General features: G+C 42.6%; 21 protein-coding genes. 4 read left to right on the forward strand and 17 right to left on the reverse strand.

The window, feature by feature from the left end:
• Positions 1 to 294 precede the first annotated feature (294 nt).
• From QDI94_RS07600 to prmA, 5 genes are all read right to left on the reverse strand, one after another.
• Positions 295 to 1,509, reverse strand: coding sequence for a sensor histidine kinase (locus tag QDI94_RS07600; protein WP_278868161.1), 1,215 nt, complete (start codon positions 1,507 to 1,509; stop codon positions 295 to 297).
• On the reverse strand, positions 1,509 to 2,156 hold the full coding sequence (locus QDI94_RS07605; RefSeq protein WP_278868163.1) for a response regulator transcription factor: 648 nt from the start codon (positions 2,154 to 2,156) through the stop codon (positions 1,509 to 1,511). The genes QDI94_RS07600 and QDI94_RS07605 overlap by 1 nt, the downstream gene beginning before the upstream one ends.
• A gap of 170 nt (positions 2,157 to 2,326) precedes the next feature.
• Positions 2,327 to 4,981: an ABC transporter permease gene (locus QDI94_RS07610; protein ID WP_278474503.1), complete on the reverse strand. Its 2,655-nt coding sequence runs from the start codon at positions 4,979 to 4,981 to the stop codon at positions 2,327 to 2,329.
• Positions 4,982 to 4,983: 2 nt separating this feature from the next.
• Complete coding sequence (locus QDI94_RS07615) at positions 4,984 to 5,655, reverse strand: ABC transporter ATP-binding protein (RefSeq protein ID WP_021883815.1); 672 nt, start codon at positions 5,653 to 5,655, stop codon at positions 4,984 to 4,986.
• Between the two features lie 216 nt (positions 5,656 to 5,871).
• The gene (prmA, locus tag QDI94_RS07620; protein ID WP_278868165.1) at positions 5,872 to 6,807 is read right to left on the reverse strand and encodes a 50S ribosomal protein L11 methyltransferase; all 936 of its coding nucleotides are present in this window, start codon (positions 6,805 to 6,807) and stop codon (positions 5,872 to 5,874) included.
• A gap of 187 nt (positions 6,808 to 6,994) precedes the next feature.
• Between prmA and QDI94_RS07625 the strand changes: the two genes are divergently transcribed.
• Positions 6,995 to 8,119, forward strand: coding sequence for an IS481 family transposase (locus QDI94_RS07625; RefSeq protein WP_278868166.1), 1,125 nt, complete (start codon positions 6,995 to 6,997; stop codon positions 8,117 to 8,119).
• A gap of 176 nt (positions 8,120 to 8,295) precedes the next feature.
• Here the strand turns inward: QDI94_RS07625 and dnaJ are convergent, their stop codons facing one another.
• The 4 genes from dnaJ to hrcA all read right to left on the reverse strand — a co-directional run bounded on the left by dnaJ (position 8,296) and on the right by hrcA (position 13,179).
• Positions 8,296 to 9,438 (reverse strand): molecular chaperone DnaJ, encoded by a 1,143-nt coding sequence (gene dnaJ, locus QDI94_RS07630; protein WP_101028384.1) that lies wholly within the window; start codon positions 9,436 to 9,438, stop codon positions 8,296 to 8,298.
• Positions 9,439 to 9,560: 122 nt separating this feature from the next.
• Positions 9,561 to 11,417 carry a molecular chaperone DnaK gene (gene dnaK, locus QDI94_RS07635; RefSeq protein WP_101028385.1) on the reverse strand — a complete coding sequence of 619 codons (1,857 nt, stop codon included), beginning with the start codon at positions 11,415 to 11,417 and terminating at the stop codon, positions 9,561 to 9,563.
• 71 nt (positions 11,418 to 11,488) lie between these two features.
• A complete protein-coding gene (locus QDI94_RS07640; protein WP_278868167.1) occupies positions 11,489 to 12,046 on the reverse strand; it encodes a nucleotide exchange factor GrpE in 558 nt (185 codons plus the stop codon).
• 29 nt (positions 12,047 to 12,075) lie between these two features.
• Positions 12,076 to 13,179 (reverse strand): heat-inducible transcriptional repressor HrcA, encoded by a 1,104-nt coding sequence (hrcA, locus tag QDI94_RS07645; protein ID WP_278419755.1) that lies wholly within the window; start codon positions 13,177 to 13,179, stop codon positions 12,076 to 12,078.
• 138 nt (positions 13,180 to 13,317) lie between these two features.
• On the opposite strand from hrcA, the gene QDI94_RS07650 reads away from it, so the two are divergent.
• Positions 13,318 to 13,593 (forward strand): hypothetical protein, encoded by a 276-nt coding sequence (locus QDI94_RS07650; RefSeq protein WP_101028388.1) that lies wholly within the window; start codon positions 13,318 to 13,320, stop codon positions 13,591 to 13,593.
• Positions 13,594 to 13,789: 196 nt separating this feature from the next.
• Here the strand turns inward: QDI94_RS07650 and QDI94_RS07655 are convergent, their stop codons facing one another.
• From QDI94_RS07655 to lexA, 3 genes are read right to left on the reverse strand one after another with little or no spacing between them, the layout of a single operon-like run.
• Positions 13,790 to 14,047 carry a hypothetical protein gene (locus QDI94_RS07655; protein ID WP_101028389.1) on the reverse strand — a complete coding sequence of 86 codons (258 nt, stop codon included), beginning with the start codon at positions 14,045 to 14,047 and terminating at the stop codon, positions 13,790 to 13,792.
• A gap of 52 nt (positions 14,048 to 14,099) precedes the next feature.
• Complete coding sequence (locus QDI94_RS07660; protein WP_101028390.1) at positions 14,100 to 14,501, reverse strand: NUDIX hydrolase; 402 nt, start codon at positions 14,499 to 14,501, stop codon at positions 14,100 to 14,102.
• An 11-nt stretch (positions 14,502 to 14,512) separates the two neighbouring features.
• Complete coding sequence (gene lexA, locus QDI94_RS07665) at positions 14,513 to 15,103, reverse strand: transcriptional repressor LexA (RefSeq protein ID WP_015523059.1); 591 nt, start codon at positions 15,101 to 15,103, stop codon at positions 14,513 to 14,515.
• Between the two features lie 299 nt (positions 15,104 to 15,402).
• Between lexA and upp the strand changes: the two genes are divergently transcribed.
• Positions 15,403 to 16,029, forward strand: a complete 627-nt coding sequence (gene upp / locus QDI94_RS07670; RefSeq protein WP_101028391.1) for a uracil phosphoribosyltransferase — start codon at positions 15,403 to 15,405, stop codon at positions 16,027 to 16,029.
• 304 nt (positions 16,030 to 16,333) lie between these two features.
• Here the strand turns inward: upp and QDI94_RS07675 are convergent, their stop codons facing one another.
• The 5 genes from QDI94_RS07675 to QDI94_RS07695 all read right to left on the reverse strand — a co-directional run bounded on the left by QDI94_RS07675 (position 16,334) and on the right by QDI94_RS07695 (position 22,086).
• Positions 16,334 to 17,074: a LytR/AlgR family response regulator transcription factor gene (locus QDI94_RS07675; RefSeq protein ID WP_278868168.1), complete on the reverse strand. Its 741-nt coding sequence runs from the start codon at positions 17,072 to 17,074 to the stop codon at positions 16,334 to 16,336.
• A gap of 180 nt (positions 17,075 to 17,254) precedes the next feature.
• Complete coding sequence (locus QDI94_RS07680) at positions 17,255 to 18,793, reverse strand: DUF4340 domain-containing protein (protein WP_278868169.1); 1,539 nt, start codon at positions 18,791 to 18,793, stop codon at positions 17,255 to 17,257.
• Positions 18,793 to 20,412: a GldG family protein gene (locus QDI94_RS07685; RefSeq protein WP_278868170.1), complete on the reverse strand. Its 1,620-nt coding sequence runs from the start codon at positions 20,410 to 20,412 to the stop codon at positions 18,793 to 18,795. Before QDI94_RS07685 ends, QDI94_RS07680 begins: the two co-directional genes overlap by 1 nt.
• A 13-nt stretch (positions 20,413 to 20,425) precedes the next feature.
• The gene (locus QDI94_RS07690) at positions 20,426 to 21,130 is read right to left on the reverse strand and encodes an ABC transporter permease (RefSeq protein ID WP_278419766.1); all 705 of its coding nucleotides are present in this window, start codon (positions 21,128 to 21,130) and stop codon (positions 20,426 to 20,428) included.
• The gene (locus QDI94_RS07695) at positions 21,130 to 22,086 is read right to left on the reverse strand and encodes an ABC transporter ATP-binding protein (RefSeq protein ID WP_278419767.1); all 957 of its coding nucleotides are present in this window, start codon (positions 22,084 to 22,086) and stop codon (positions 21,130 to 21,132) included. Before QDI94_RS07695 ends, QDI94_RS07690 begins: the two co-directional genes overlap by 1 nt.
• Before the next feature lie 265 nt (positions 22,087 to 22,351).
• Here QDI94_RS07695 and spoVAE point away from each other — a divergent pair, with 265 nt between their 5' ends.
• Positions 22,352 to 22,705, forward strand: coding sequence for a stage V sporulation protein AE (gene spoVAE / locus QDI94_RS07700; RefSeq protein ID WP_278419768.1), 354 nt, complete (start codon positions 22,352 to 22,354; stop codon positions 22,703 to 22,705).
• The last annotated feature ends 19 nt before the right edge of the window (positions 22,706 to 22,724 follow it).

Genomic DNA, 22,724 nt, shown 5'->3' on the forward strand with positions numbered 1-22,724 from the left:
CTCCTTTCAAAGCTTTTAAAACGTAGGGTCAAACATCCCTAGACAATTTGATTTTATCACAAAACTCTCACAAAAACTACACATAATCCTTTTATTTTGTAAAAATAGCAAGTTACACAATCTTTACACTGGAATTTTATGCAAAATTACCCTTGTCGCTCTTCTGTTTTTATTTATAAAGACAGTTTCAATTGCCCCCCTGCCGAAATTTACATAAATACGGTCGGGAATAATAAGATTTGTACTTAACAAAACTTTATTCCCGACCGCAATTTTCGCTTTTTAATTTTTATCTTATCTGAGTCTTACATTCAAAAATCTGAGTTTAAAGGTTGAGCCGACGCCGAGTTTGGAATCTGCGGTAATATATCCGCCTGTTTTTTCAACAATTGATTTTGCAAGCGACAGACCTATGCCGACGCTTGACGGTGACGAATTTTGTGCCTTATAAAACCTCTCAAAAATGTGGGGCAAATCCTTCGGGCTGATTCCGCATCCGTTGTCGCTTATGATGATTTCCGAATATACGCTGTTCCTTTCGGCTGAAATTCTGACATAACCGCCGTCGGTATGCTCAATGCAGTTCTTAACGATATTTGAAACCGCTTCGCAAATCCAGCGAAAATCGCAATTAAGCATAAAATCATTTTTGACGGTTTTTTCAATTCTCACATCACGGATATCGGCAAGAACCTCTGTGCGTGAAATGCACTCGTCAATTATTTTTTCAACCGACACATCTCCAAACTTCAATTCAACAGTTCCCGAATCAAGCATTGAGAGCGTGAGCAGACTTTTTACAAGGAAATTTATCGAATGGGCATTATGCGCTATATCCATAACAAAATCCCGTCTGATTTCAACGGGCATATCATCGTCATCAAGGATATTTTCGGTTGTAATCAAAATTGATGTCAGCGGTGTTTTAAGCTGATGTGAAATGTCGGCAAGCGAATTTTTGAGGATTTCTTTCTCTCGCATTGAATTGTCGGCATATTCACGGAGCATTACCGTTGTTTTTTGAATCTCCTGCTTTAACAGCGACATATCGTCGTCGGTTGAGCCGTCAAGATCGAGGTCGTACTCTCGGTTGTTTATTTTTTCAAGACATTTTACAATTTCAAGTCGCTGTAGCTTCTGCTTTTTACAGTATCTTATGAACACAACGCAGAGCAAAATTCCGAACACACAAACACCTGCGGTTGCAATCACAATTGTAATCGTTGCATAACTTCCGCTCTGAATGTCAACCCAGCCGCTGTCGGATTTTATTCCGTACTTTGCAAAGTCGCCTTTTATGCCGGCAGTGTCGTTGTTCAAAATTTGAGCAAGCTCCTTTTCCGAAATGTCGGGATATTGTTCCCTAACCTTTTCAGCAACGGCAATTATCTTTTTATCCGTGCTTTCACGAACAGCGTTAAAGCCTGCACCCACTCCCACCGCAGCAGCAATGCAGAAAAGTGCCGTTAAGACAAGCATTACAGTAACAAATTTTGATGTGCTTTTCATTATACCTCCAGCCTGTAACCAAGGCCCTTTACGGTTTTAATCATATTTGTATCAAGTTTTTTGCGAAGTCTTTTTATGTACACGGTCAGCGTGTTGTCCTCAACATAATTCCCCGACAAATCCCATATGCGTTCAAGAATTTGTTCACGGGTCAGCACCTTGCCGCTGTTTTTGGCAAGCATTGCAAACAGGCGGTATTCAAGCGCCGTAAGCACAACGGGATTGCCGTTTTTGCAAACCTGTTTTTTGTCAAAATCAATGCTGATGTCGCCAAAATTCATAGCCATAGTTTTGTCGAGCTTTTTGGTAATTCGTTTAATTCTTGCGAGTAGCTCACGGCTTGAAAACGGTTTTGTTATGTAATCCTCCGCTCCGAGGTCAAAGCCTTTTACAATGCTGTCCTCATCGTCAAGTGCGGTGAGAAAAATCACGGGAGTTTCGCACACTCTTTTTATCTCGTCACAAAGTTCAAAACCGTTGCCGTCGGGAAGCGACACATCAACAATAAAAAGGTCAAAGTCACCGCCGAGGGAGTTAAGGGTTGATTCGGCATTTTCGCACAACGCAACCTCAAAGCCGTTTTGTTCAAGAGTATAGACAAGCCCTTTTGAAATTGCACGGTTGTCCTCAACAAGAAGAATTTTCACAACAAGTCCTCCAAAATGAAATTCGGGCGGATTAAATCAATAATCCGCCCGTCAGCAATGAAAACATACAAAATATTGTGGTATCTGTTGTTACAACTACATTATAACAGAGTGTAAAACTATTGTCAACAAATTTCAACAAAATAGAGTCTGTTGGCTGAATATGACGCTCAGATATTGTCATTTCTGATTGTTTCAATAATATTTTGTTTATTAACCTTTGAAATTGAGTATTTCATAATCAGCCATACTGCAACAAATACAACCGCAATGCTAATCAAAATCGCTTTCCACGGGAATACAAAGCTCATTGGAACATTTCCATTTGAAAATGCGGAGAAGATTGCAAATACACCTGCAATGCCGAGAGGGATACCGATAAGCAAAGATTTTATGCCGTACATAAGGCTTTCAAGGCGAATCATACGGTTAAATTCTTTCTTTGTCATACCGATAGATTTAAGCGATGCAAATTCCTTGCTCCTCAACTGCATATTGGTTGAGATTGTGTTGAAAATGTTTGTAAGTCCGATGAGCGAGATAACACCGATGAAGCCGTAAACGAATATTCCGACAATCAGCATAACGGCATTGAACTGTCTTACGTTTTCTTCATAGTCAAAAATAGAAATATAGCTTTCCGAGTCACCTGTACCCGACATAGACTCAATACGATTTGTAAGCGAAGTGTGGTTCGATGTATTGGCGTAGAGGGTAATATAGCATTCGTGTTCGCCAAGCTGAGGTGAGATTACACCCTGTTCACCGATTATCAATCCCTGACCGAAAATTGTTCCTTCGCCGATTACAGAATCAGCCGACTTTGGAATTTCATCAAACACTGACGAAACCTTTAATTTGCCTGCTATCAGCTCATTTCCGTTATCATCATTTCCGTAAACGATAAACTTTGTCGGAGCGGTTTTGCCGAACAGTTTCATTGGCTTGGAAGAGTTGCCACTCTCACTGTTATCGGGGGTTACCTGAGAATACACAAGTACACCGCCCTTGACCTTGTTGTAGTCAAGTTCCAATTCTCTGCAAATCTGAACAAAGGTATCGTGTTCAAACTCAAGAAATTCCACGCTGAATGACTTTGTACCGTCAGCATTGTCATAAAGGAAATTTTCTCCGCATTCGTTAACAGGCACATCTGCCGACACATGACCGTACTGTAAACCGACTGTCAGATAATTTTCAATTTCAGGCATTTTTTCAATTGTTTGAGCCTGCTTTGTATCAATTCCGGAAACCATATAGCTGTAGTCTGGTTTGCCGTAGTAATGCTCTGTATATGTCATTCCGTAGTCCATAAATGCCGAAACTGCAATGAACATTGCAACGCTGACTACAATTGAAATAACCGTTGTGCGATACTTTTTCCTACTGCGTTTAAGGCTTTTTGAGGCGATTTCACCGCCTACACCGAAAAGCTTTTTCGTAAGCTTGGATGTGCGGTACGGTTTGTTATTCTTTACCTTGATATCCTTGTTGCCTCTGATTGCAACAAGGGGCGGAATCCTTGACGCACGAAGTGCAATGAAGAATGATGAACAGAATATAGTAACAGCCGAAAGAACAATTGCACAAATAATCGGAATTGTCGGAGTTACAAAGACAAATTTTGCTCCGTTCAGCATATCCCCGAGAACGCTGTTGAGTATTGTAATAAGAATTGCGTTTACACCGAGTCCGAGAAGTATGCCGAGAGGAATACCGATTAAGCCGAGAATAAATCCCTCAAAAAGCACATTCCTGCGGATTTGCCTTTTGGTTGCACCGACCGACGCAAGCATACCGTACATACTCGTTTTCTCTGTAATTGAAATTGCAAAGCTGTTGCGGATTACAAACACGCTTGCAAGCATTACTATAATAATGATAATAACGGCAAGGCTGAAAATCACAGTATTTGTTGCGTCATTTGAACCGTAGCCTTTCATACTGAGGAGTATGGAATTGAATTCGTATGCATTTATTCCAGAGGTCTGCTGATCTTCGGGTGGAATTTCATCGCTGATTACATTACTCATATCATCAGCTTTAAAGCCTAAAATATCCGCTGTATTTTGAAGATAATCGCCTTCGCTCTGAGGCGTATAGGCGATATACAGCTTATTCATATGCTTTGTCCTGATTGCCTCGATAGGTGCTTTTTCATCAGACACGGTATATATCATAGAAAAATTTGACGGATCATAGAGTTCGCTCGTTTTCGGTCTTTCAATAATACCCGTTACGGTATAGGTTCTTTTTACCGTGTCAATAATGCTGCACTTATTAAAATCTTTTTGCAACAAATTATGAATGCCTTCCTCATCAAGGACATTGCCGTCCTTGTCGGTAAGCACACCGACATCAAGTGTGATTTTGTCGCCAATTTTCACATCTTTTCCGTCCTGTGTTTTAAACGCTTTTGTAACAACAGCCTCACCCGAATTTGTGGGGAACTTGCCCTTTATAAGGTCTATCTTAAAACAGTTGCCGTAGGTATTTTCGCTCATGGCAAGAACGCTGTAATCGCAGATTTCGCCGTCAGCATTTTTTGTCCTGGCATATCCGAGCCTTTCTTTATAAAAGGCATTTTTAACATTGCGGTTATTGCGAGCCGTTTCAATTACTGAATTGTCTATAATATCAAGTGCAACATCATAGTTACCACCATAAACCATTTGTGCGTCAATCATAGTCTGTCGGCCGCTGAGTGCCATTCCCGAAACTACCGTGATGAGTGCCGCCGAGAGCATAATTCCCACGATTGTAACAATTGTACGCACCTTGTTAAGTCGCAGGTTTTTAAGAGTAAGCTTGTTGAGAAGTTTCATAATCAAACCTCCTCAACAATTTTGCCGTCGCTGATTGTGATAATTCTGTCAGCCTGTTTTGCAATGTCGAGGTTGTGCGTAATCATTATAACAGTCTGTCCGTAACTCTGATTGCACATTTTGAGCATACTCATAACCTCTTCGCTTGACTTTGAATCAAGGTTGCCTGTCGGTTCATCGGCAAGCACAAGAGACGGATTGTTAATGAGCGCTCTGGCAATAGATGTTCTTTGTTGCTGACCGCCCGAAAGCTGGTTTGGAAGGTGTTTTCTTCTTGCACGCAGTCCGAACGAATCAAGAATCATCTCAAGTCTTTCTCTGTCAACCCCTCTGCCGTCAAGGTCACAGGGGAGCGTGATGTTTTCTTCAACAGTCAGAATCGGGATAAGATTGTAGAACTGATAGACAATGCCCACCTGTCTGCGGCGGAATACGGCAAGCTTGTCATCATTCATTTTGCTTATATCGTTGCCATCAACAAAAATTTTTCCGCTTGTGGGACGGTCAACGCCGCCGATGAGATGAAGAAGAGTAGACTTGCCGCTGCCGCTTGCACCGACAATGGCAACAAATTCGCCCTTTTCAACCGAGAACGAAACATCGTCAACCGCATGGACAAGGTTTTCACCGCTTCCGTAGGTTTTTGTAAGATTTTCAACTTTCAGAATTTCCATAAAATATACCTCCAAATTCATTTTACACCCATATTATAGTGACGCAAAATGACTGTAAAGTGACCCCACACAAATAAGAAATAGCTTTCATATAAACAAAACGGTCGGGAAACAATGTTTTGCGTTGTGCAAACCTGCTACCCGACCATAATTTTCAATTTTTAATTTAAAGAGTTCCGCTCGAGAATCTTAATTCTCGCACTGATGATACTGTCTTCACGAATTGGGAACGGCGGCACGCCGTGCGGCAAAACAAGCCCATCCGTTGTCAAGATGTTCTTCGATGATGTCAAAATACTGACTTACGGATGCCTTGACTTCTTCGGCACGAGTGTCGATGATACCGCTCATAATGTAAACGGCATCGTCCTTCATAAAGTTCTTAATGCCCTTTGAGAGAAACATAATCGCATCGGCAACAATATTGGCAAGAACAATGTCATACTTGCCCTCAACCTTGTCGGTAAAGCTGCCGCAGATAGCTGTAAAGCGGTCAGCAACGCCGTTAATTTCTGCGTTTTCAGCCGCAGTTCTCACCGCAGTTTCGTCAATATCAACACCGACGGCACGGTCTGCACCCAAAAGCAGGGTTGCAATACCGAGAATACCGCTGCCGCAACCCACATCAAGAACAGAATCGCCCTCTTTAAGGTACTTTTCGCACATCTCAAGGCAAAGCCTTGTGGTTTCATGACCGCCCGTGCCGAACGCAAGACCCGGATCAATGTTGAGAACCTTGCGGCTGCCTGCATCGTAATCATCTCGCCAGCTCGGACGGATAAGAAGTTTTTCACCGACTTCAATCGGGTTGAAATATTTCTTCCAGTTGTTTCTCCAATCCTCTTCAAGGCAGTCAAGAAGTTCAATTGAATGCTTTATACCCTCCGCATTGTAGCGTTCCGAAAGGAATGCAACCGCCTCTGACGGCGAAACATCGGGTTCAAGATAAATGTGCACAAAAGCCTTGTTTCTGTCCTTTGCAAGCAAATCCTCGTCAATAAGGTCAATATGGGCAATGTTCTCAACCTCTTGTTCAAGGTTTGTGTAATCTTCAATATAGATGCCGTAGGGGACTACGACATTTGCAATATCACTTGCTCTGTCAATATCCTTTGCGTCAACGGATATTTTTATTTCTGTCCAGGATTCCATTTTAACCTCTGATTCACGGGCATTTTATGCCGATATTTTTGTTTGTAATGCAGTGGCGGATAATATGTGCAGTGTAGTAACATAGTATACAACAGTGCAAAGACATAGTATACAGTTTTATGATAAAATAAATGGCAAGAAAATAGCAAATGAAGGAGCTGTTTTTATGCCGTGGGAGTGTAAAACTGTGGAAAAACAAAGATTAGAATTTGTTACAAAAGCATTAGAAACAAATAATTTTAGTGCTCTATGTCGGAAATATGAAATCACACGCAAAACCGGTCGCAAGTGGGTTGATAGATTTAAACAGGGACTGCCCTTAACTGATATGTCACGCAGACCATTATGTTCTCCTAACAAAACGCCTGACGACATTGAAGAATTAATCGTTTCTGTTCGTTTCGATAACCCGGGTTGGGGTGATGATAAAATTAAAATTTTTCTTGAAAATCAAGGGTATAAAAACATTCCTTGTCCAAGAACCATTACTAACATTCTTCATAAACACCAACTCATATCTGAAGAGGAATCTCTCAAAAGAAAGCCTTTTAAACGCTTTCAGAAAGAACATTGCAATGATATGTGGCAAACTGATTTCAAGGGAGAGTTTTTAACTGCCGATAATCGTTATTGCTATCCATTGACTATTCTTGATGACAGCTCACGATACTCAATCAAAATAGCATGCTTTCCTAACACTAAAAATGTCGTTATTAACGCTTTTAAGCAAGCTTTTTATGAGTTTGGTATGCCATCAAGCGTACTTTCTGACAATGGTTCTCAGTTTGCAGGTTTTAAACATGGATTTACTATGTTTGAAAAATTCCTTATGAACAATGACATTCTTCCTATACATTGCAGAATTAAACATCCGCAAACACAAGGAAAAATTGAACGGTTTCATGGCAGTATGAAAAGAGAACTTTTAAATCATAATCTATTCAAGAACTTGGATTACGCTGACAAGGCTCTGCAAGAGTGGCGAACTAAGTATAATTGCCTGCGACCTCATGAAGCACTTGGAAACAAATGTCCTGCCGATGTCTATACTCACAGCGAAAGGATTTTTGCTGACAAGGTGGAGCCGTTTGAATATGAATCCGGCTTTAAAGTCATAAAAGTAAATTCGTGGGGATATGTCCGTTTTCAGAATTTTCAATTATATCTTAGTGAAACTTTCATCAATGATTATGTTCAATTCAGACCTAATCTAAACAATGATTCATTTCTTGTTTGCTATCGCAATTTTGTTATTGCTGAGTATGACTCGTCATCCGGCAAGCGTATTCACCGCAAGATTTCAAGATTGTGAATTTGTATACCATGTCCTTGCACAGGTGGTTACCATGTTGCACTTGACATAATATCCGCCCCTACGAAATTGTGCAAATAATAACAATACTGCTTATCTTCACGAATTTGGAACGGCGGCACGCCGTATAAAAAATTTGTGGGGACAAATGCCCCACAAATCTTATTTATTCTGTGTTACTCGTTGAACATCTTCTTGATTTTATCAAAGAAGTTTCTGCGTTTTGCGTAGTTCTTGTCGCCTGTTGCGCCGTCAAGCTGTTTGATAAGCTCTTTCTGCTTGCCGTTAAGATTCTTCGGAACTTCAACGGTAACTCTTACATACTGGTCGCCTCTGCCTCTGCCGCCGAGTCGCTGAATACCCTTGCCCTTGAGTCTGAAAACATCACCCGGCTGTGTACCCTCACGAACCGTGTAGGAAACCTTGCCGTCAAGAGTAGGAACAACAACATCTGCGCCGAGAGCCGCCTGTGTAAAGGTTATCGGAACTTCGCACCACACATCGTCACCTCTGCGTTCAAAAACAGGGTGCGGACGAACATTTACATAAACATGAAGGTCGCCTGCAGGACCGCCGTTTGTACCTGAGTTACCTCTGCCGCTTACATTAAGAATCTGCTGATCCTTGATGCCTGCCGGAATCGTTACATCAACGGTCTTGTTCTTGCGCTGTTTGCCCGAACCGCCGCACTTTTTACAAGGATTGTCAACAATCTTACCTCTGCCGTGACAGGCATCACAGGTACGCTGAGTCTGGACAACACCGAAAGGCGTTCTCTGGTTGATTGTTACCCTGCCCGAACCGCCGCATGACGAACAGGTCTTGGGGCTTGTGCCGGGCTGAGCGCCTGTTCCGTGACAGTCATCACAGGTTGTTACGCATGAATAGTTGATTGTCTGCTTGCAGCCCTTTGCCGCCTCTTCAAATGAAATGTAAACCGTAGTTTCAATATCACTGCCACGCATAGGAGCGTTTGCATTGTTGGAGCGTCTGCCGCCGAATCCGCCGAAAAAGCTTGAGAAGATATCGTCAATATCAATACCCTGACCGAACGGACTTCCTGCTCCGCCTGCACCTGCGCCGTAGTTGGAATCAACGCCTGCGTGACCGAACTGGTCGTAACGAGCCTTTTTATCGGAATCGGAAAGAACCTCATAAGCCTCGTTTACTTCCTTGAATTTTTCCTCACATTCTTTATCGCCGGGATGCAAATCCGGGTGATATTTTTTGGCACAGGCTCTGTATGCCTTTTTTATTTCATCGTCGCTTGCGCCCTTTTGAACGCCAAGCACCTCGTAGTAGTCTCTTTTGTCTGCCATATTACTCTCACCTTTGTCAAAATACCGAAATCACGCAATATTGCAAGCCGGTTATCGTCTTATACAGCCAAAAGGAGCCGCCATATAACAGCTCCTTTGACTATATGTTATTCTAACATAAATTACTTGTTATCGTCAACATCGGTGAAATCAGCGTCATATACATTAGGATCTCCGCCGTTGTTGCCTGTAGGATTACCGCCGTTTGGCTGAGCACCGTTCATATCGGGAGCACCGCCCTGCGGAGCAGCCTGCTGATAAAGCTTAGCGGCAGCATCGTTAAGAGTCTTCTGGAGGTCTTCCTTAGCTGTGCCGATGAGTGCGGCATCGTCCTTTGAGATAGCCTCTTTAAGAGCTGCAACCTTTGTGTTGATTGCGTTCTTGTCAGCCTCGGGAATCTTGTCACCGCTTTCGCTGACGAGCTTTTCTGCCTGATAAACAATGTTTTCAGCCTCGTTCTTAGCGTCAACTGCCTCACGGCGCTTTTTGTCCTCTGCGGCAAACTGTTCAGCTTCCTTAACAGCCTTGTCGATATCTTCCTTGCTCATTGAAGTTGAGTTACTGATTGTAATCTTCTGCTCTTTGCCTGTACCGAGGTCTTTGGCAGATACATTAACGATACCGTTGGCATCAATATCAAATGTTACTTCAATCTGCGGAATACCACGCATTGCAGGAGCAATGCCTGTGAGAGCGAAAAGACCGAGCTGCTTGTTGTCACGGGCAAATTCACGCTCACCCTGAAGAACATTGATTTCAACCTGTGTCTGATTATCAGCGGCAGTTGAGAAAATCTGGCTCTTCTTTGTTGGGATTGTTGTGTTTCTGTCGATAATCTTTGTCATAACACCGCCCATTGTTTCAACACCGAGTGAAAGCGGAGTTACATCAAGGAGGAGAAGTCCTTCAACTTCACCGCCGAGTACGCCTGCCTGAATAGCTGCGCCGATAGCAACACATTCATCAGGGTTGATACCCTTGAACGGCTCTTTGCCGATAAGCTTCTTAACAGCGTCCTGAACAGCAGGGATTCTGGAAGAACCGCCGACCATAAGAACCTTGTCAATCTGGCCGATCTGAAGACCTGAATCCTGAAGAGCCGATCTTACAGGACCCATTGTAGCTTCTACGAGGTCTGATGTGAGTTCGTCAAACTTTGCTCTTGTAAGAGTAAGGTCAAGGTGCTTAGGACCTGTCTGGTCTGCTGTGATAAACGGGAGGTTGATGTTAGAGGTTGTAACACCTGAAAGTTCAATCTTTGACTTCTCGGCAGCCTCTTTTAATCTCTGCATTGCAACCTTATCCTGTGAAAGGTCAATGCCTGTTTCTGTCTTGAATGATGCAACCATCCAGTCGATGATTCTCTTATCGAAGTCATCACCGCCGAGACGGTTGTTACCTGCTGTTGCAAGTACTTCCTGAACACCGTCGCCCATTTCGATGATAGATACATCGAATGTACCGCCGCCGAGGTCATATACCATAACCTTCTGGTCTTTTTCCTTATCTACACCGTATGAAAGTGCGGCTGCTGTAGGCTCGTTGATGATTCTCTTAACATCAAGACCTGCAATCTTACCGGCATCCTTTGTAGCCTGACGCTGTGCGTCTGTGAAGTAAGCAGGAACTGTGATAACTGCCTGTGTAACTGTTTCGCCGAGGTAAGCCTCTGCGTCCGATTTAAGCTTCTGAAGAATCATTGCTGAAATCTCCTGTGGAGTGTAGCTCTTGCCGTCAATTGTTACCTTGTGAGCAGTACCCATTTCTCTCTTGATTGATGCAACTGTTCTGTCAGGGTTTGTGATAGCCTGACGCTTGGCAACCTGACCGACCATTCTTTCACCGTCTTTTGAAAAAGCAACAACAGACGGAGTTGTTCTTGCGCCTTCTGCGTTAGCGATAACTACAGGCTCGCCGCCTTCGATAACTGCTACGCATGAGTTTGTTGTACCTAAATCTATACCTATTGTCTTAGCCATGATAAATTCCTCCAATTGAATTTTTAATTGTTTTTGTTTGTGTGTTTTCTGCTGAATATTTATATATGAAATCAGTCACAGTTGGCAACCTGTACCATTGCGTGACGGATAATTTTGTCACCGATTTTGTAACCCGTCTGATAAACGGCTGCGATTGTGTCGGCACCGAGGTTTTCGTCTTCAATCTTTGAAACCGCATTGTGCAGATTCGGATCAAACGCGTCGCCTGCTTTGCCGTAGGACTCAATCTTTAACTTTTCAAAGCTCTTTGCAAGCTGATTTGAAATAAGCTCAATACCCTTGATGATGTCGGGATCGGCATCTTTCAGATTTGCAAGAGCAAGCGTTACACTGTCTGCAACGGGGAGAAGCTCGATACAAGCCTTTGAAGTTGCATCGTCATAGATTGAAAGCTTTTCGTTTGCCGTTCTTTTGCGGTAATTGTCGTACTCGGCGGCAAGTCGCATATACTTATCCTTCTGTGCCGAAAGCTCATCTTCAAGAGCCTTGATTTTGTCTGCATTTTCATCCTTTGCAGGCTCTTCGGTATTTTCAGCCCTAGTTTCTTCTGCGACTGTTTCTTCGGAAACCTTTTTTTCTTCGGTTTTCTCGGATTTTTTCTTAGTCATCTTTATCCTCCTTCAAGGATTTTTATTTATCATATTTCTATCAGCTCATCAATGAGAGTGCTAACGCTGTCGGACACACATTCAAGAATTGAAATTGCTCTTGCGTAGTCCGTTCTCACGGGTGCTATCACCGCAAGCACACCTGACGGATTGCCGTCAAGTCGGTATCGTGCGGAGATTACCGCACTCCCTGCAAGCTCTGTTCTGCTGTTTTCGCCGCCTATGCTGACGGAGGTGTCAAGCGGAAGATTTTCAAGCATTTCCGCAAGGTCGTGTCTGTTGTTCAGAAACTCCATAACATTTCGTGCGTTAAGAAAATTGACATCGGACATAAACAACGGCTTTGTCACACCGCTGAGATAAACGCTGACTTCCTTTGCCGTTTCACAGGCCTCCATAATTGCCACAAGCACTCCCGGGGTAAACATTGAAAGCTCACCGAGCCTTGCCGCCGCTGTTTGAATGAACGGTCGGTTGACCGATGAAAGCTTCATTCCCGAAAAGATTTCATTGAATGCTTTGTCAAACACGGTCAAAAGTTCGGGGTTCAAAAGGAAATCGCAACGAAACAGCTTTGTTTTTATGATTCCGTTTGAGGCAATCACAACAGCCATTGCCGTGTGCGAACCTGTCTGAACAAATCTTATTCTGTGGATTCTGCTTTCCTCGCCCGAAGGTGTTGTTGTTACCGCCGTGCAGCCTGTCAGCCTTGAAATAACGCCGCTCGCCTCTTTGAGAATACTCTCGGGGGAATCTGCACTTTTATAAAGCTCGGATTCAACATATTCCCGTCCGCCTTGGGTTACGGGGGTAATTTTCATCAGATTGTCGATGTAGTATCTGTAACCCTGCAGCGTTGGAATTCGTCCTGCCGAGGTGTGCGGCTGAACCAAGTAGCCTTTATTTGTAAGGTCTGCAAGGTCATTTCGCACCGTTGCCGATGAAACCTCAAGTCCCGTTTCGTTAATCAACGCTTTTGAACCAATCGGCTCGCCTGTGTTGATATAGCTTTCAATTACTGCCGATAATATTTTCTTTTTTCTTTCAGCCAGCTCCATACCGTTCACCTCATTTCGTGTCGGATTTTGCTGTTTTAGCACTCTCAACGGTTGAGTGCTAATTGCTATACTCATAATATAATACCAAAGTCAGTAAAAGTCAAGCGTTTTTGAAAAATTTTTTCGTTTTCAGAAAATCATCACATAACACGGTTTGACAATGCGCAGCCGATACTCTATAATCTACTTAGCAATAATATAAGGGTGAATTTTATGGGCGAATTTCTTCAAAATATGTATGTATGGCTTTGGGCAGCTCTTGCCGTTCTTATGGTTGTCATAGGAATCAAATACCGTCATGAACACCAAGGCTTGCTCGCTGTTTTGATGGCTTTGTTCTTTATCTTTATGACCGTGTGGTACGGTCTGCGAACCTTTGCAGGCTATCCGATGTTTGAGGGTACGCTGAATATAGTCTTCCGTTGCATCCTCGGCGGTTTTCTGATTGTGCTTGGATTGATATATTGGTTCACAAGAAAAAGAAAATAAGTAAACATTACACACAAAAGAATCGGGCGGCAGAAATAAAAATTCTGCCGCCCGATTCTTTTAAATGAATAACAAATTTGTTTTACCGTCAATCAGCCGAAAGCATTTATATATATCATATATAGCAGAAGGAACAGCCGTAAAATCGGCTCAGCCTAACACACAGCACACTGCGGCTGTACTTCACAGTCCGGCTTCACGAACAGCGTGCAAGATACTCGCCGATCAGGCAGTACAGCTTGCAGTCGCCGATTTCTATTGCTCTTTCGAGAGTGTCGGTAAAATGTGTGACTTCTTCGGGAATGTCGCAGTAGAGGTACTGCTCGTTCACGGCAAAATCTTCCGCCTCTCTCGACTGAACACACACTTCGTACATTCCGTTCGGGTGCTTATAGACCTCGTAACGAAACATTCTGTCATCTGTGTACATATCGTAAATCACATAGTCACGCATTTTATCACTTCCTCTCAAATGTATTATCTTGCAGATTGCAAACAGTATTTTGTTATTTCGTTTCTAAAAACTCCTGTACTCTTTCGAAAAGGAACGGCTGAATTGTAGGGTATGTCAAATTTTTTGGTATATCGTCAAAAAGATTAATCTTTTCAATTTCAAGCGGCGGCAGTTCTTCGAAACTGCGAATTTCCGCAAAATAGAGCATTCCGTAATCCGTGAACGAATAGATGCATACGGGACAGATCTCGAAATCCTTCGCCCCTGTTTCTTCCCAAAGTTCACGCTTTGCGGTTGCTTCAATATCTTCGCCGTCCTCACGATGACCGCCCGGAATTTCATATGTATCACGATTTTTGTGTTTGCAGAAAACCCATTTTCCGTTGTATCTCGCACAAATTACGGCGTATTTCAACGGCTTGTCTGTATTAAGGCTGTAAAATTTAACTTTCATAGCTAATCCTTTTAATCAAAATATCTTACAAGCGAGATCACCTTGCCGAGCAAAGCGACTTCGTCAACTATAATCGGTTCAAAATTATCGTTTTCAGGCTGAAGTCTGAAGTGACCGTTTTCCTTGTAAAAACGCTTTACGGTCGCCTCGTCACCGACAAGAGCAACAACGATTTCGCCGTTCTCCGCAACAGGTGTGCGGTGAACAATTAAAATATCGTCAGGGAAAATGCCTGCGTTAATCATACTTTCGCCCTGAACACGCAGAGCAAAAAGCTCTCTGCCCCTTTTTAAACTGTCGGGAACAGGCACATAACATTCAATATTCTCAACGGCAAGAATCGGATAACCTGCCGCAACTCTGCCCAAAACGGGAACATCGGTGTTTTTCTCCATGCCGTTAATCTGAATACAACGGTTCACGCCGTGTTCTCGTGAAATAAGACCTTTTTCTTCAAGTGCCTTGAGGTGGTGGTGAACGGTTGATGTTGAACTCAGTCCCGTTTCTTCGCAGATTTCACGAACTGACGGAACTCTGCCCTCGCCTGCACATTCCTTTAGATAATCGAAAATTTTCTGTTGGCTTTTGCTTAAAGGTTTCATATCGCAACGCCCCTTGTTTGTAATTACAGTATGATTGTACCATACAATTTCAAAAAAATCAAACATTTGTTTTATGTTTTTTGAATTTTTTTATTTTCTCTGACAAACGGACAAATTGTCAGAATTATGTTTATCGACAGAAAAAAGTCGGAGCAGCGAAGCACGGCAAATCCGTATATATTATGAAATAATGTTTAGGATAAAAGCATCGCTTAATCCCTGATATCATTGACATTTTGAACGGTTTTTAGTATCATTAAGTTAATCAAATAATCAAAATTCAACAAGGAGGCAATGATATGTCAGTTTCGTACATGACACATCCGCTTATAAGACACAAAATTACACTTCTCAGAAAAGAAGACACATCAACAAACGAATTTCGCAAATTGGTTGAAGAAATTGCAATGCTTATGGGTTACGAAGCTCTTTCTGACCTTGAAACTCAGGACATCACGGTAAAAACTCCGATTGAGGAGTCTGTTCAGCCTGTTATTTCAGGCAAAAAGCTCGCAGTTGTGCCTATCCTCCGTGCAGGTCTTGGTATGGTAAACGGTATTCTTGCACTTGTTCCGTCTGCAAGGGTAGGTCATATCGGTCTTTACCGTGACCCCGAAACCCACGCACCTCACGAATATTACTGCAAGCTGCCCGATCCAATCGACCAGCGTCAGATTGTTGTTGTTGATCCGATGCTTGCAACAGGCGGTTCGGCTATTGCCGCTGTTGATTTCATCAAAAAGCACGGCGGTCAGAAAATCAAGTTCATGTCAATCATCGCAGCTCCCGAGGGTGTTGACGCTCTTATGAATGCGCACCCCGACATTCAGCTTTATGTCGGCTGTCTTGACCGTGAGCTCAACGAAAATGCATACATCTGCCCCGGCTTGGGCGATGCAGGCGACAGAATTTTCGGAACAAAATAATTTTTTCAAGCATTCAAAAAGCCTGAGCAAAAATGCTCAGGCTTTTTCTGTTTCGCATAAATGTAAATGCAGCAGTGTTAAAAGTGTTTCGGGGTTAGGATGTGCGAAACAGGATAAGGTTTTCCAAAATAACATATCTTTCGGAATAACTTTCAAAGAGCAAGGCTTGCGTATTTATTTGTGACCGGTTAGATTCACAGACCCTGTTTTCGATATTATTATAACACAAAAAACCTGCTTGTGTTAATTAGTCTTTAAATTGCCGATTTTTGACCGCTAATTTTCACGCTTTTGTCGGAGCGTGTCAATCGCATATTATTTTTCGCCCCCAAAAATCAAGCAGCTTCTCCTTAATTTCCGCATAGAGTGATGCGCTTATCGGCACTCTGTCGCCGTTTTTGCATACCCATTCGCGGCGGTCAACTTTCTGCACATTTGCCATATTTGCAATACAGCCTCTGGAAATATAAATAAATTCATTTGAGTCAAGTTCTTCAAACACAGCCGCCAGCGGTTTTCGTATTTTTATCGGCTCTTTGCTTTTGAGGTGGTAAATTTCGCTGTTTTTTCCCCTTTTGGTAATGTACAAAATGTACTTGCACGGCAGCATACCGCACATATCGTGCCGTTCAATGAAATATGACTTTTTGCTTTCAAGGTCAATAACGCCTGCCGCGTCAAGCAATGCGGTCTTCAGCCTATAATCTCCGTCTTGTTTTGGCACAAACCTGAAAATATCAAGTTTATATCCGTCAACGGCATAATTTACATGGGAGGTCATAAAAATAATAAGACAATTCGGGTTTAATTTTTTCACATATTCCGCAATTTCAAAGCCCGACACCTTGGGCATTTCAATGTCGAGAATCAGAATATCAATTTGTTTGTTGTCGTCAAGCTCAAACATAAACTGACCGCTGTCGGTGTATACTGAAATATCCGCCGATATATTCTTTTCATAAAAAGCACGCTCGGCAATTTCCTTTGCCTGTTGAGCCGCCGAAGGGTTATCATCACATATTGTACAATGCAGAACCATATTCATAATATTCACCATTTAAAGTTAATATAAATCACCTTCATATGACTATTATACTATAGTAACTGCCGCATTGCAATATATTGTCTGATTATTTATAAAAATTGTGCTTGTATACATATACCCGGCAAAAGAAACACCCGAACTAAAAAGCTCGGGTGTAAAAGACTAAACTCAACTCAAGGATTATTCCGATTTGTTTGCGGCAACACTTGCAGCCTGTTTGACAGCGGTGTTGACCTTCGACTGATATGCATGACCTGCAACTCTGCCGTTGATAACCGCAACATAACGGTTGCCGTCAGACTTATAATAGCTTACAGTGTCTGTCGAGCCGTCGGATGAGTATGTATATGTAACGGTAAGAACAGGCGAACCGTTCTTGCTGTCCGATTTTGTATCGGCAAGCTCAATCATAGTAAGATTTTCATAGAAGCCCGAGAATGTTGCAAGCTCAATTTCTGTCTTGCCGTTCTTAACGGTTGTTGTGGTTGTTGTAGACTCACTGCCGTTGTCGTCTGTCTTTGTTTTCTGCGCAGTGCTCAGCGAGAATGTGTAGGTGTTCTTGCCGTCATTTACGGAAACCTCCGACAATGCGCTCATCTTCGGATAAAGCACATATTCGTTTACAAGGCTGTCATAGCTTGTTTTAACCCACGGAACCTTTTCGGCGGAAATTGTATATACAATATTTCCGCCCTCTTTCATAAGGCACACATTGCCGTTACCGTCCGGCTTTGAAGCTCTGAGACTGACCGTTGTGTCGGGATAAACAGCCTTTAACTTTGCATACGGTTCAGAAAGACCTACGCTTGAAAGCTGTGAGGATGACGGATTAACCATTTTTACCGTGAGGGCATAAAGACCTCTTATGCCGCCTGCAACAAGACTGCTTTCGTTCTCGTTTGCGTAGCACTCAACAGGGCTTGTCATAACAAAAGAAGCTGAGTTCTTGCCGTCTGAATTTGGCTTTAGAGTGATTGTCTTTGGAAAGTTAGAGCCTGAAATTTCAATTGAGGATGCCTCACTGTTGTCGTTGTTAGATGCCGCATCGTTGATTGTAAGGCTGATAAGGTCGGTAAGGCCGTAGTCAAATGCAGAAACAGAATCTGTGGCAACAAGGTAAACTGTGTCACTGTCGCCAAACTTTATGTATGTTCCCGCACTTTGCGGAGCATCATCACCGACATAGATAACAGCCTTTGTCTTGTCGGTATAAGTTACGGTAACAGTATCTCTCGGCTTGTCAAGACCGTAATCGGCAAGCTTTGAGCCGTCAAGGGTCATAACCTTTGTAAAGTCAATGCTTGCGGCATTGTTTGCAATGTTATCTGCAATACCGCCCTGAAGGTCAAAATCTTCATAACCTACAATTGTGTACTGTGTAGCACTTGTCTTGCCGTTCTTATCGGTCGGGGTGTACGACTTGATGTCAAGAGTGCCTTTTTTGTTTTCAAGATGAATCTTTGAAATCTTTGCAGGGATATAATCCATAAGAGTGCCGTAGCTGTTGTTATCAATTTCACCCTTATCGTTTGTCTGAATCTGTGCCTGATGAACACCGTCTTTATCGGTTGTAACGCTCATCTTTACACCCTCATCATATGTTGCTGCTCCCGATGACGAACCGTCGCCCTTCGGAAGAAAGATGAGCAGACACATAAGTCCCGCAAGAATCAATGCTGCTGCGCAGACAATAATCAATATTTTAGTATTCTTTTTCATTATCTGTTCCTCCTGCGTAGCCAGAAAACAAAGCCTGCAACAAGAATTGCAATCGGGATAACGATTACAAACACAACAAGCATTGTGTTCTGTGTTGCAACATCGGTAATGCCGAGTTCTGTATTATCAATCGACTTACTCTCAATTGTAATACCGACATCTTCCTTGTCTGCAATTGTGTTGATTACATTCATAAAGTATGCCGAGTTGTTAAAGCTGTTGTACTGCATAATTGTGTCGCTGAACATAACATATGAACCGAATACAACAACTCTTGACGATTTTTTGTCCTCGTTTGTCATAACGCCCTCTGCGGCAACATTTTCACCGTTGCCTGTGATTGCGTCCTTGTAGTCCCAACTCTTGTCGGCATCAATCGGCAATACGCCTGCCTTGTTCGTAGTTTTGAGCAATGCGTGTGCGGTGTTTTCATCTGTAATATTAACAGCGTGTGACTCTGATACAACAACAGGAATCTTGCTGTTTTTGAGGTTATCTTTGTAGTAATCACCGTAGCTTACCGTGAATGCATACGGTGAGTTTGCATTTACAAGCGCGGTTTCGTCTGTTTCAAACACATAGCCTCTGTCAATTGACATACCCCATTCCTTGAGGAAATCGTCAAGGTTAGGCATCTCCCCCATATCGGCAGTCGGAACATAGATGAGTGAGCGACCGTACTTGCCGTCATTTGAAAGCCATGTTGAAAGCTTTTCAACAATTTTTTCGTCAAGGTCAACAGACGGCGCATACATAATTGCAACCTTAGCGTCTTTGTCAAAATCGCCTGTTGCAAGTGAAACCTCATTCACCTGATAAGCGTTGTTTTCAAGAAGACTTTTAAGCGATGAGTAATCCTGCTCGTTGTTGCCCTTGATCATATCAACAACAACCTTGTCGTCTGTTGTAACATTGAGAATTGCCGTTACAACAGCCTGCTCAATCTTTGTGCCTGTAAAGCTGTATGTGCCGTAGTAGTTGTAGGTCTGCTCATCATACTCAAAGCAATCCGTAAGGGTAAGCACCTTGTACTGCTTGCCCGACTCAACAAGAACAATGTTGTTTGCTGAGCTTGACTGCCAGTCAACATTCGGATAATTGGATGTGAAGGAGGGATTTGATGTTAGGTCAACATACTTGATTTTCATTTTTCCGTCTGACTTGCTCGCCATTTTATTGAGCATTTTCTGAGCCTGAACAAAGTATGTTCCCTGACCTTCAAATTTGTCCTTCTCCATAAGTATATAAACGGTAACATCATTGTTAAGATGTGAAACATAATCAATTGTGTCATCCTGAAGAGCAAACGAGTTGTTTGAGGTGAGGTCAAGCTCAAGGTCGGGGAATCTGTTAACAAGAAGTCCGATTATAATGTTGAGAACAATCACCATAACAATAACAAGAGCCGTGATTGCCATTGCAACCGTGCCGTGTTTTGCCTTTCTTGACTTCATAAACTTTTTGAATTTTCCCTTTTCTTTTTGAGGCTTTGATTTTTTGTTCTTAGCCTTTTTAGCTTTTGTATCTTCCGTTTTACCGGCTGTTTCTGCCACCGCATTACTGTCGGCGCTTGCAGTTTCTTCGGAGATAGTATTTAAGTTTTTATTTTCTTCGCTCATTTATATTACCCCCTTAGCTCCAGCGTCTTTTTTCCAGAACACGAACAGTAAAGAATATGAACAATCCTGCCACGCTCAGGAAGAATGTGATATCGGTTGCGCTGAGCAGACCGTATTTGAATGAATTATAGTATGTAGCAAAGTCAATTTTTCCGATAATGTTCTTAATCCAGTCGATTGAAATCATACTTGTGAAATTTGTCATCATATAGATAACAAGGTTTACCGCCATACTTACGATAGCTGCAACAATTGTGCTTTCCGTAAGAGATGAGATAAACACATTTATTGCAATAAGAGCCGCACCAAAGAGGAGCAGTCCGAGAAATGTACAAAGAATAACCGACCATTCCGGAGTTGCAAAGAACGAAATTACAACCGCATAGAGAAGGAAGATTGCACTGCAGATTGCATAAAGCACAAATGCACCGAGGAACTTGCCGAGAACGACCTTTGTAAGGCTTACAGGTGCGGTAAAGAGTGCCTGATCTGTTTTCTGGTACTTTTCATCCGCAAAAGATTTCATTGTTATAATCGGAATTAAAAACAGGATAATCAAAAGCATATTGCCGTAAACATAGCTTAAGCTTGCCGAGTTGTACACAACGCAGTAGTTGTAGAAAAACACACCCGAAAAGAAGAAGTAAGCGGCAAAAACAACATATGCAATTGCCGAATTGAAATAAGAGGAAAGCTCCCTCTTTAAAATAGCACCCATTACATATCTTCCTTTCTGCTGTCATATTTGCCTGAGGTAAGCTTAAGGAACATATCCTCAAGTGTTTCATTGCCTGACTGCATATCAAGAATTACCGCACCGATTCTTACCATGGCATTGTAAACATCTCGTCTGATGTCGCTTGCTGTTTCGTATTCAATCATATATCTGCCGCTGCCGTCAACATTACTGCCTGTCTTTGCAACATGCTTAACAGCAGGAATTTTCTTTATTGCCTCGGTAATGTCGGCAGTGCTTCCCTCTGCAACGAGCGAGAGCTTCTGACCGCCCGATACCTGAGCGGAAAGCTCATCGGTTTTCGCATCGGCAACAATTTTGCCCTTTGAAATAACGACGATTCTGTCGCACACCTCGGAAACCTCGGAAAGAACATGAGATGAGAAAATGACCGTATGCTTTTTGCCGAGATTGCGGATAAGCTTTCTGATTTCGATAATCTGCTTAGGGTCAAGACCGACTGTCGGCTCGTCAAGAATGATTACGGGCGGATTGCCGAGAAGCGCCTGTGCAAGGCCTACACGCTGACGGTAACCTTTTGACAGATGCTTGATAATTCTGTCAGCCTGCTCGGTAATCTTTGTCAGACGCATAACCTCGTCAATGTGTTCCTTTTTGGGCAGCTTCACCTTCTTGAGATCAAACATAAACTCAAGATATTTTTTAACCGTCATATCAATGTACAGAGGCGGAATTTCGGGAAGATAACCGATTTTTGACTTTGCGTGAATCGGATCGTCAAGAATTTCACATCCGTCAATGGTAACAGTACCGCTTGTTGAAGAAAGGTAACCTGTTATCATATTCATTGTTGTGGATTTGCCCGCACCGTTCGGTCCGAGAAATCCCAGAACTTCACCTGTTTCAACAGTGAAGCTGATGTCGTCAACGGCCTTTATGCTGCCATAAAATTTTGTAAGGTTTTTAACCTCGACCATGTGACTTTTCACTCCTTAAAATTAAATACTTAATCTCTGTGCCTTTATTCTGCAATTTAAATGTGCCATACAAAAACGCAGAAACGAACATGATAGATTATACTATAAAATGAGCGTTTTGTGTAGAGTTTTTCCAAAAAAACAGCGCAAACTCACAAAAATTCAGTTTCTCATCACACAATCAATGCTCTTCGGGAATTATTCACCAAAAATTCGGAACAATATTTATTGATAATGACAAAACAATTTAAAAGGAAGTGTCAGCTTGCAATATTTAAATGCATTCTGGGTTGGCGGACTCATCTGCGCGGTCGGTCAGCTTCTCATTGATAAAACAAAACTCACTCCCGCAAGAATACTCACAGGCTTTGTTGTGGCCGGTGTGATTTTGGGAGCAGTCGGACTTTACAAACCGCTTGTCGATTTTGCCGGAGCAGGCGCAAGCGTGCCAATCAGCGGTTTCGGATTTCTTATGAGCGAGGGCGTTCGCAAGGCATTGTCCGAGGACGGCGCACTCGGAATCCTTACGGGAGGTATTACAAGTGCCGCCGCAGGAATCTCCGCCGCAATAGTTTTCGGACTTATCGCCGCCCTTTGTACAAAATCGGGAGATAAGTAAAGTTAAAAATTGAACCTTA

This window comes from Ruminococcus bromii, from assembly GCF_928721825.1.
Lineage (GTDB): Bacteria > Bacillota > Clostridia > Oscillospirales > Acutalibacteraceae > Ruminococcoides > Ruminococcoides bromii.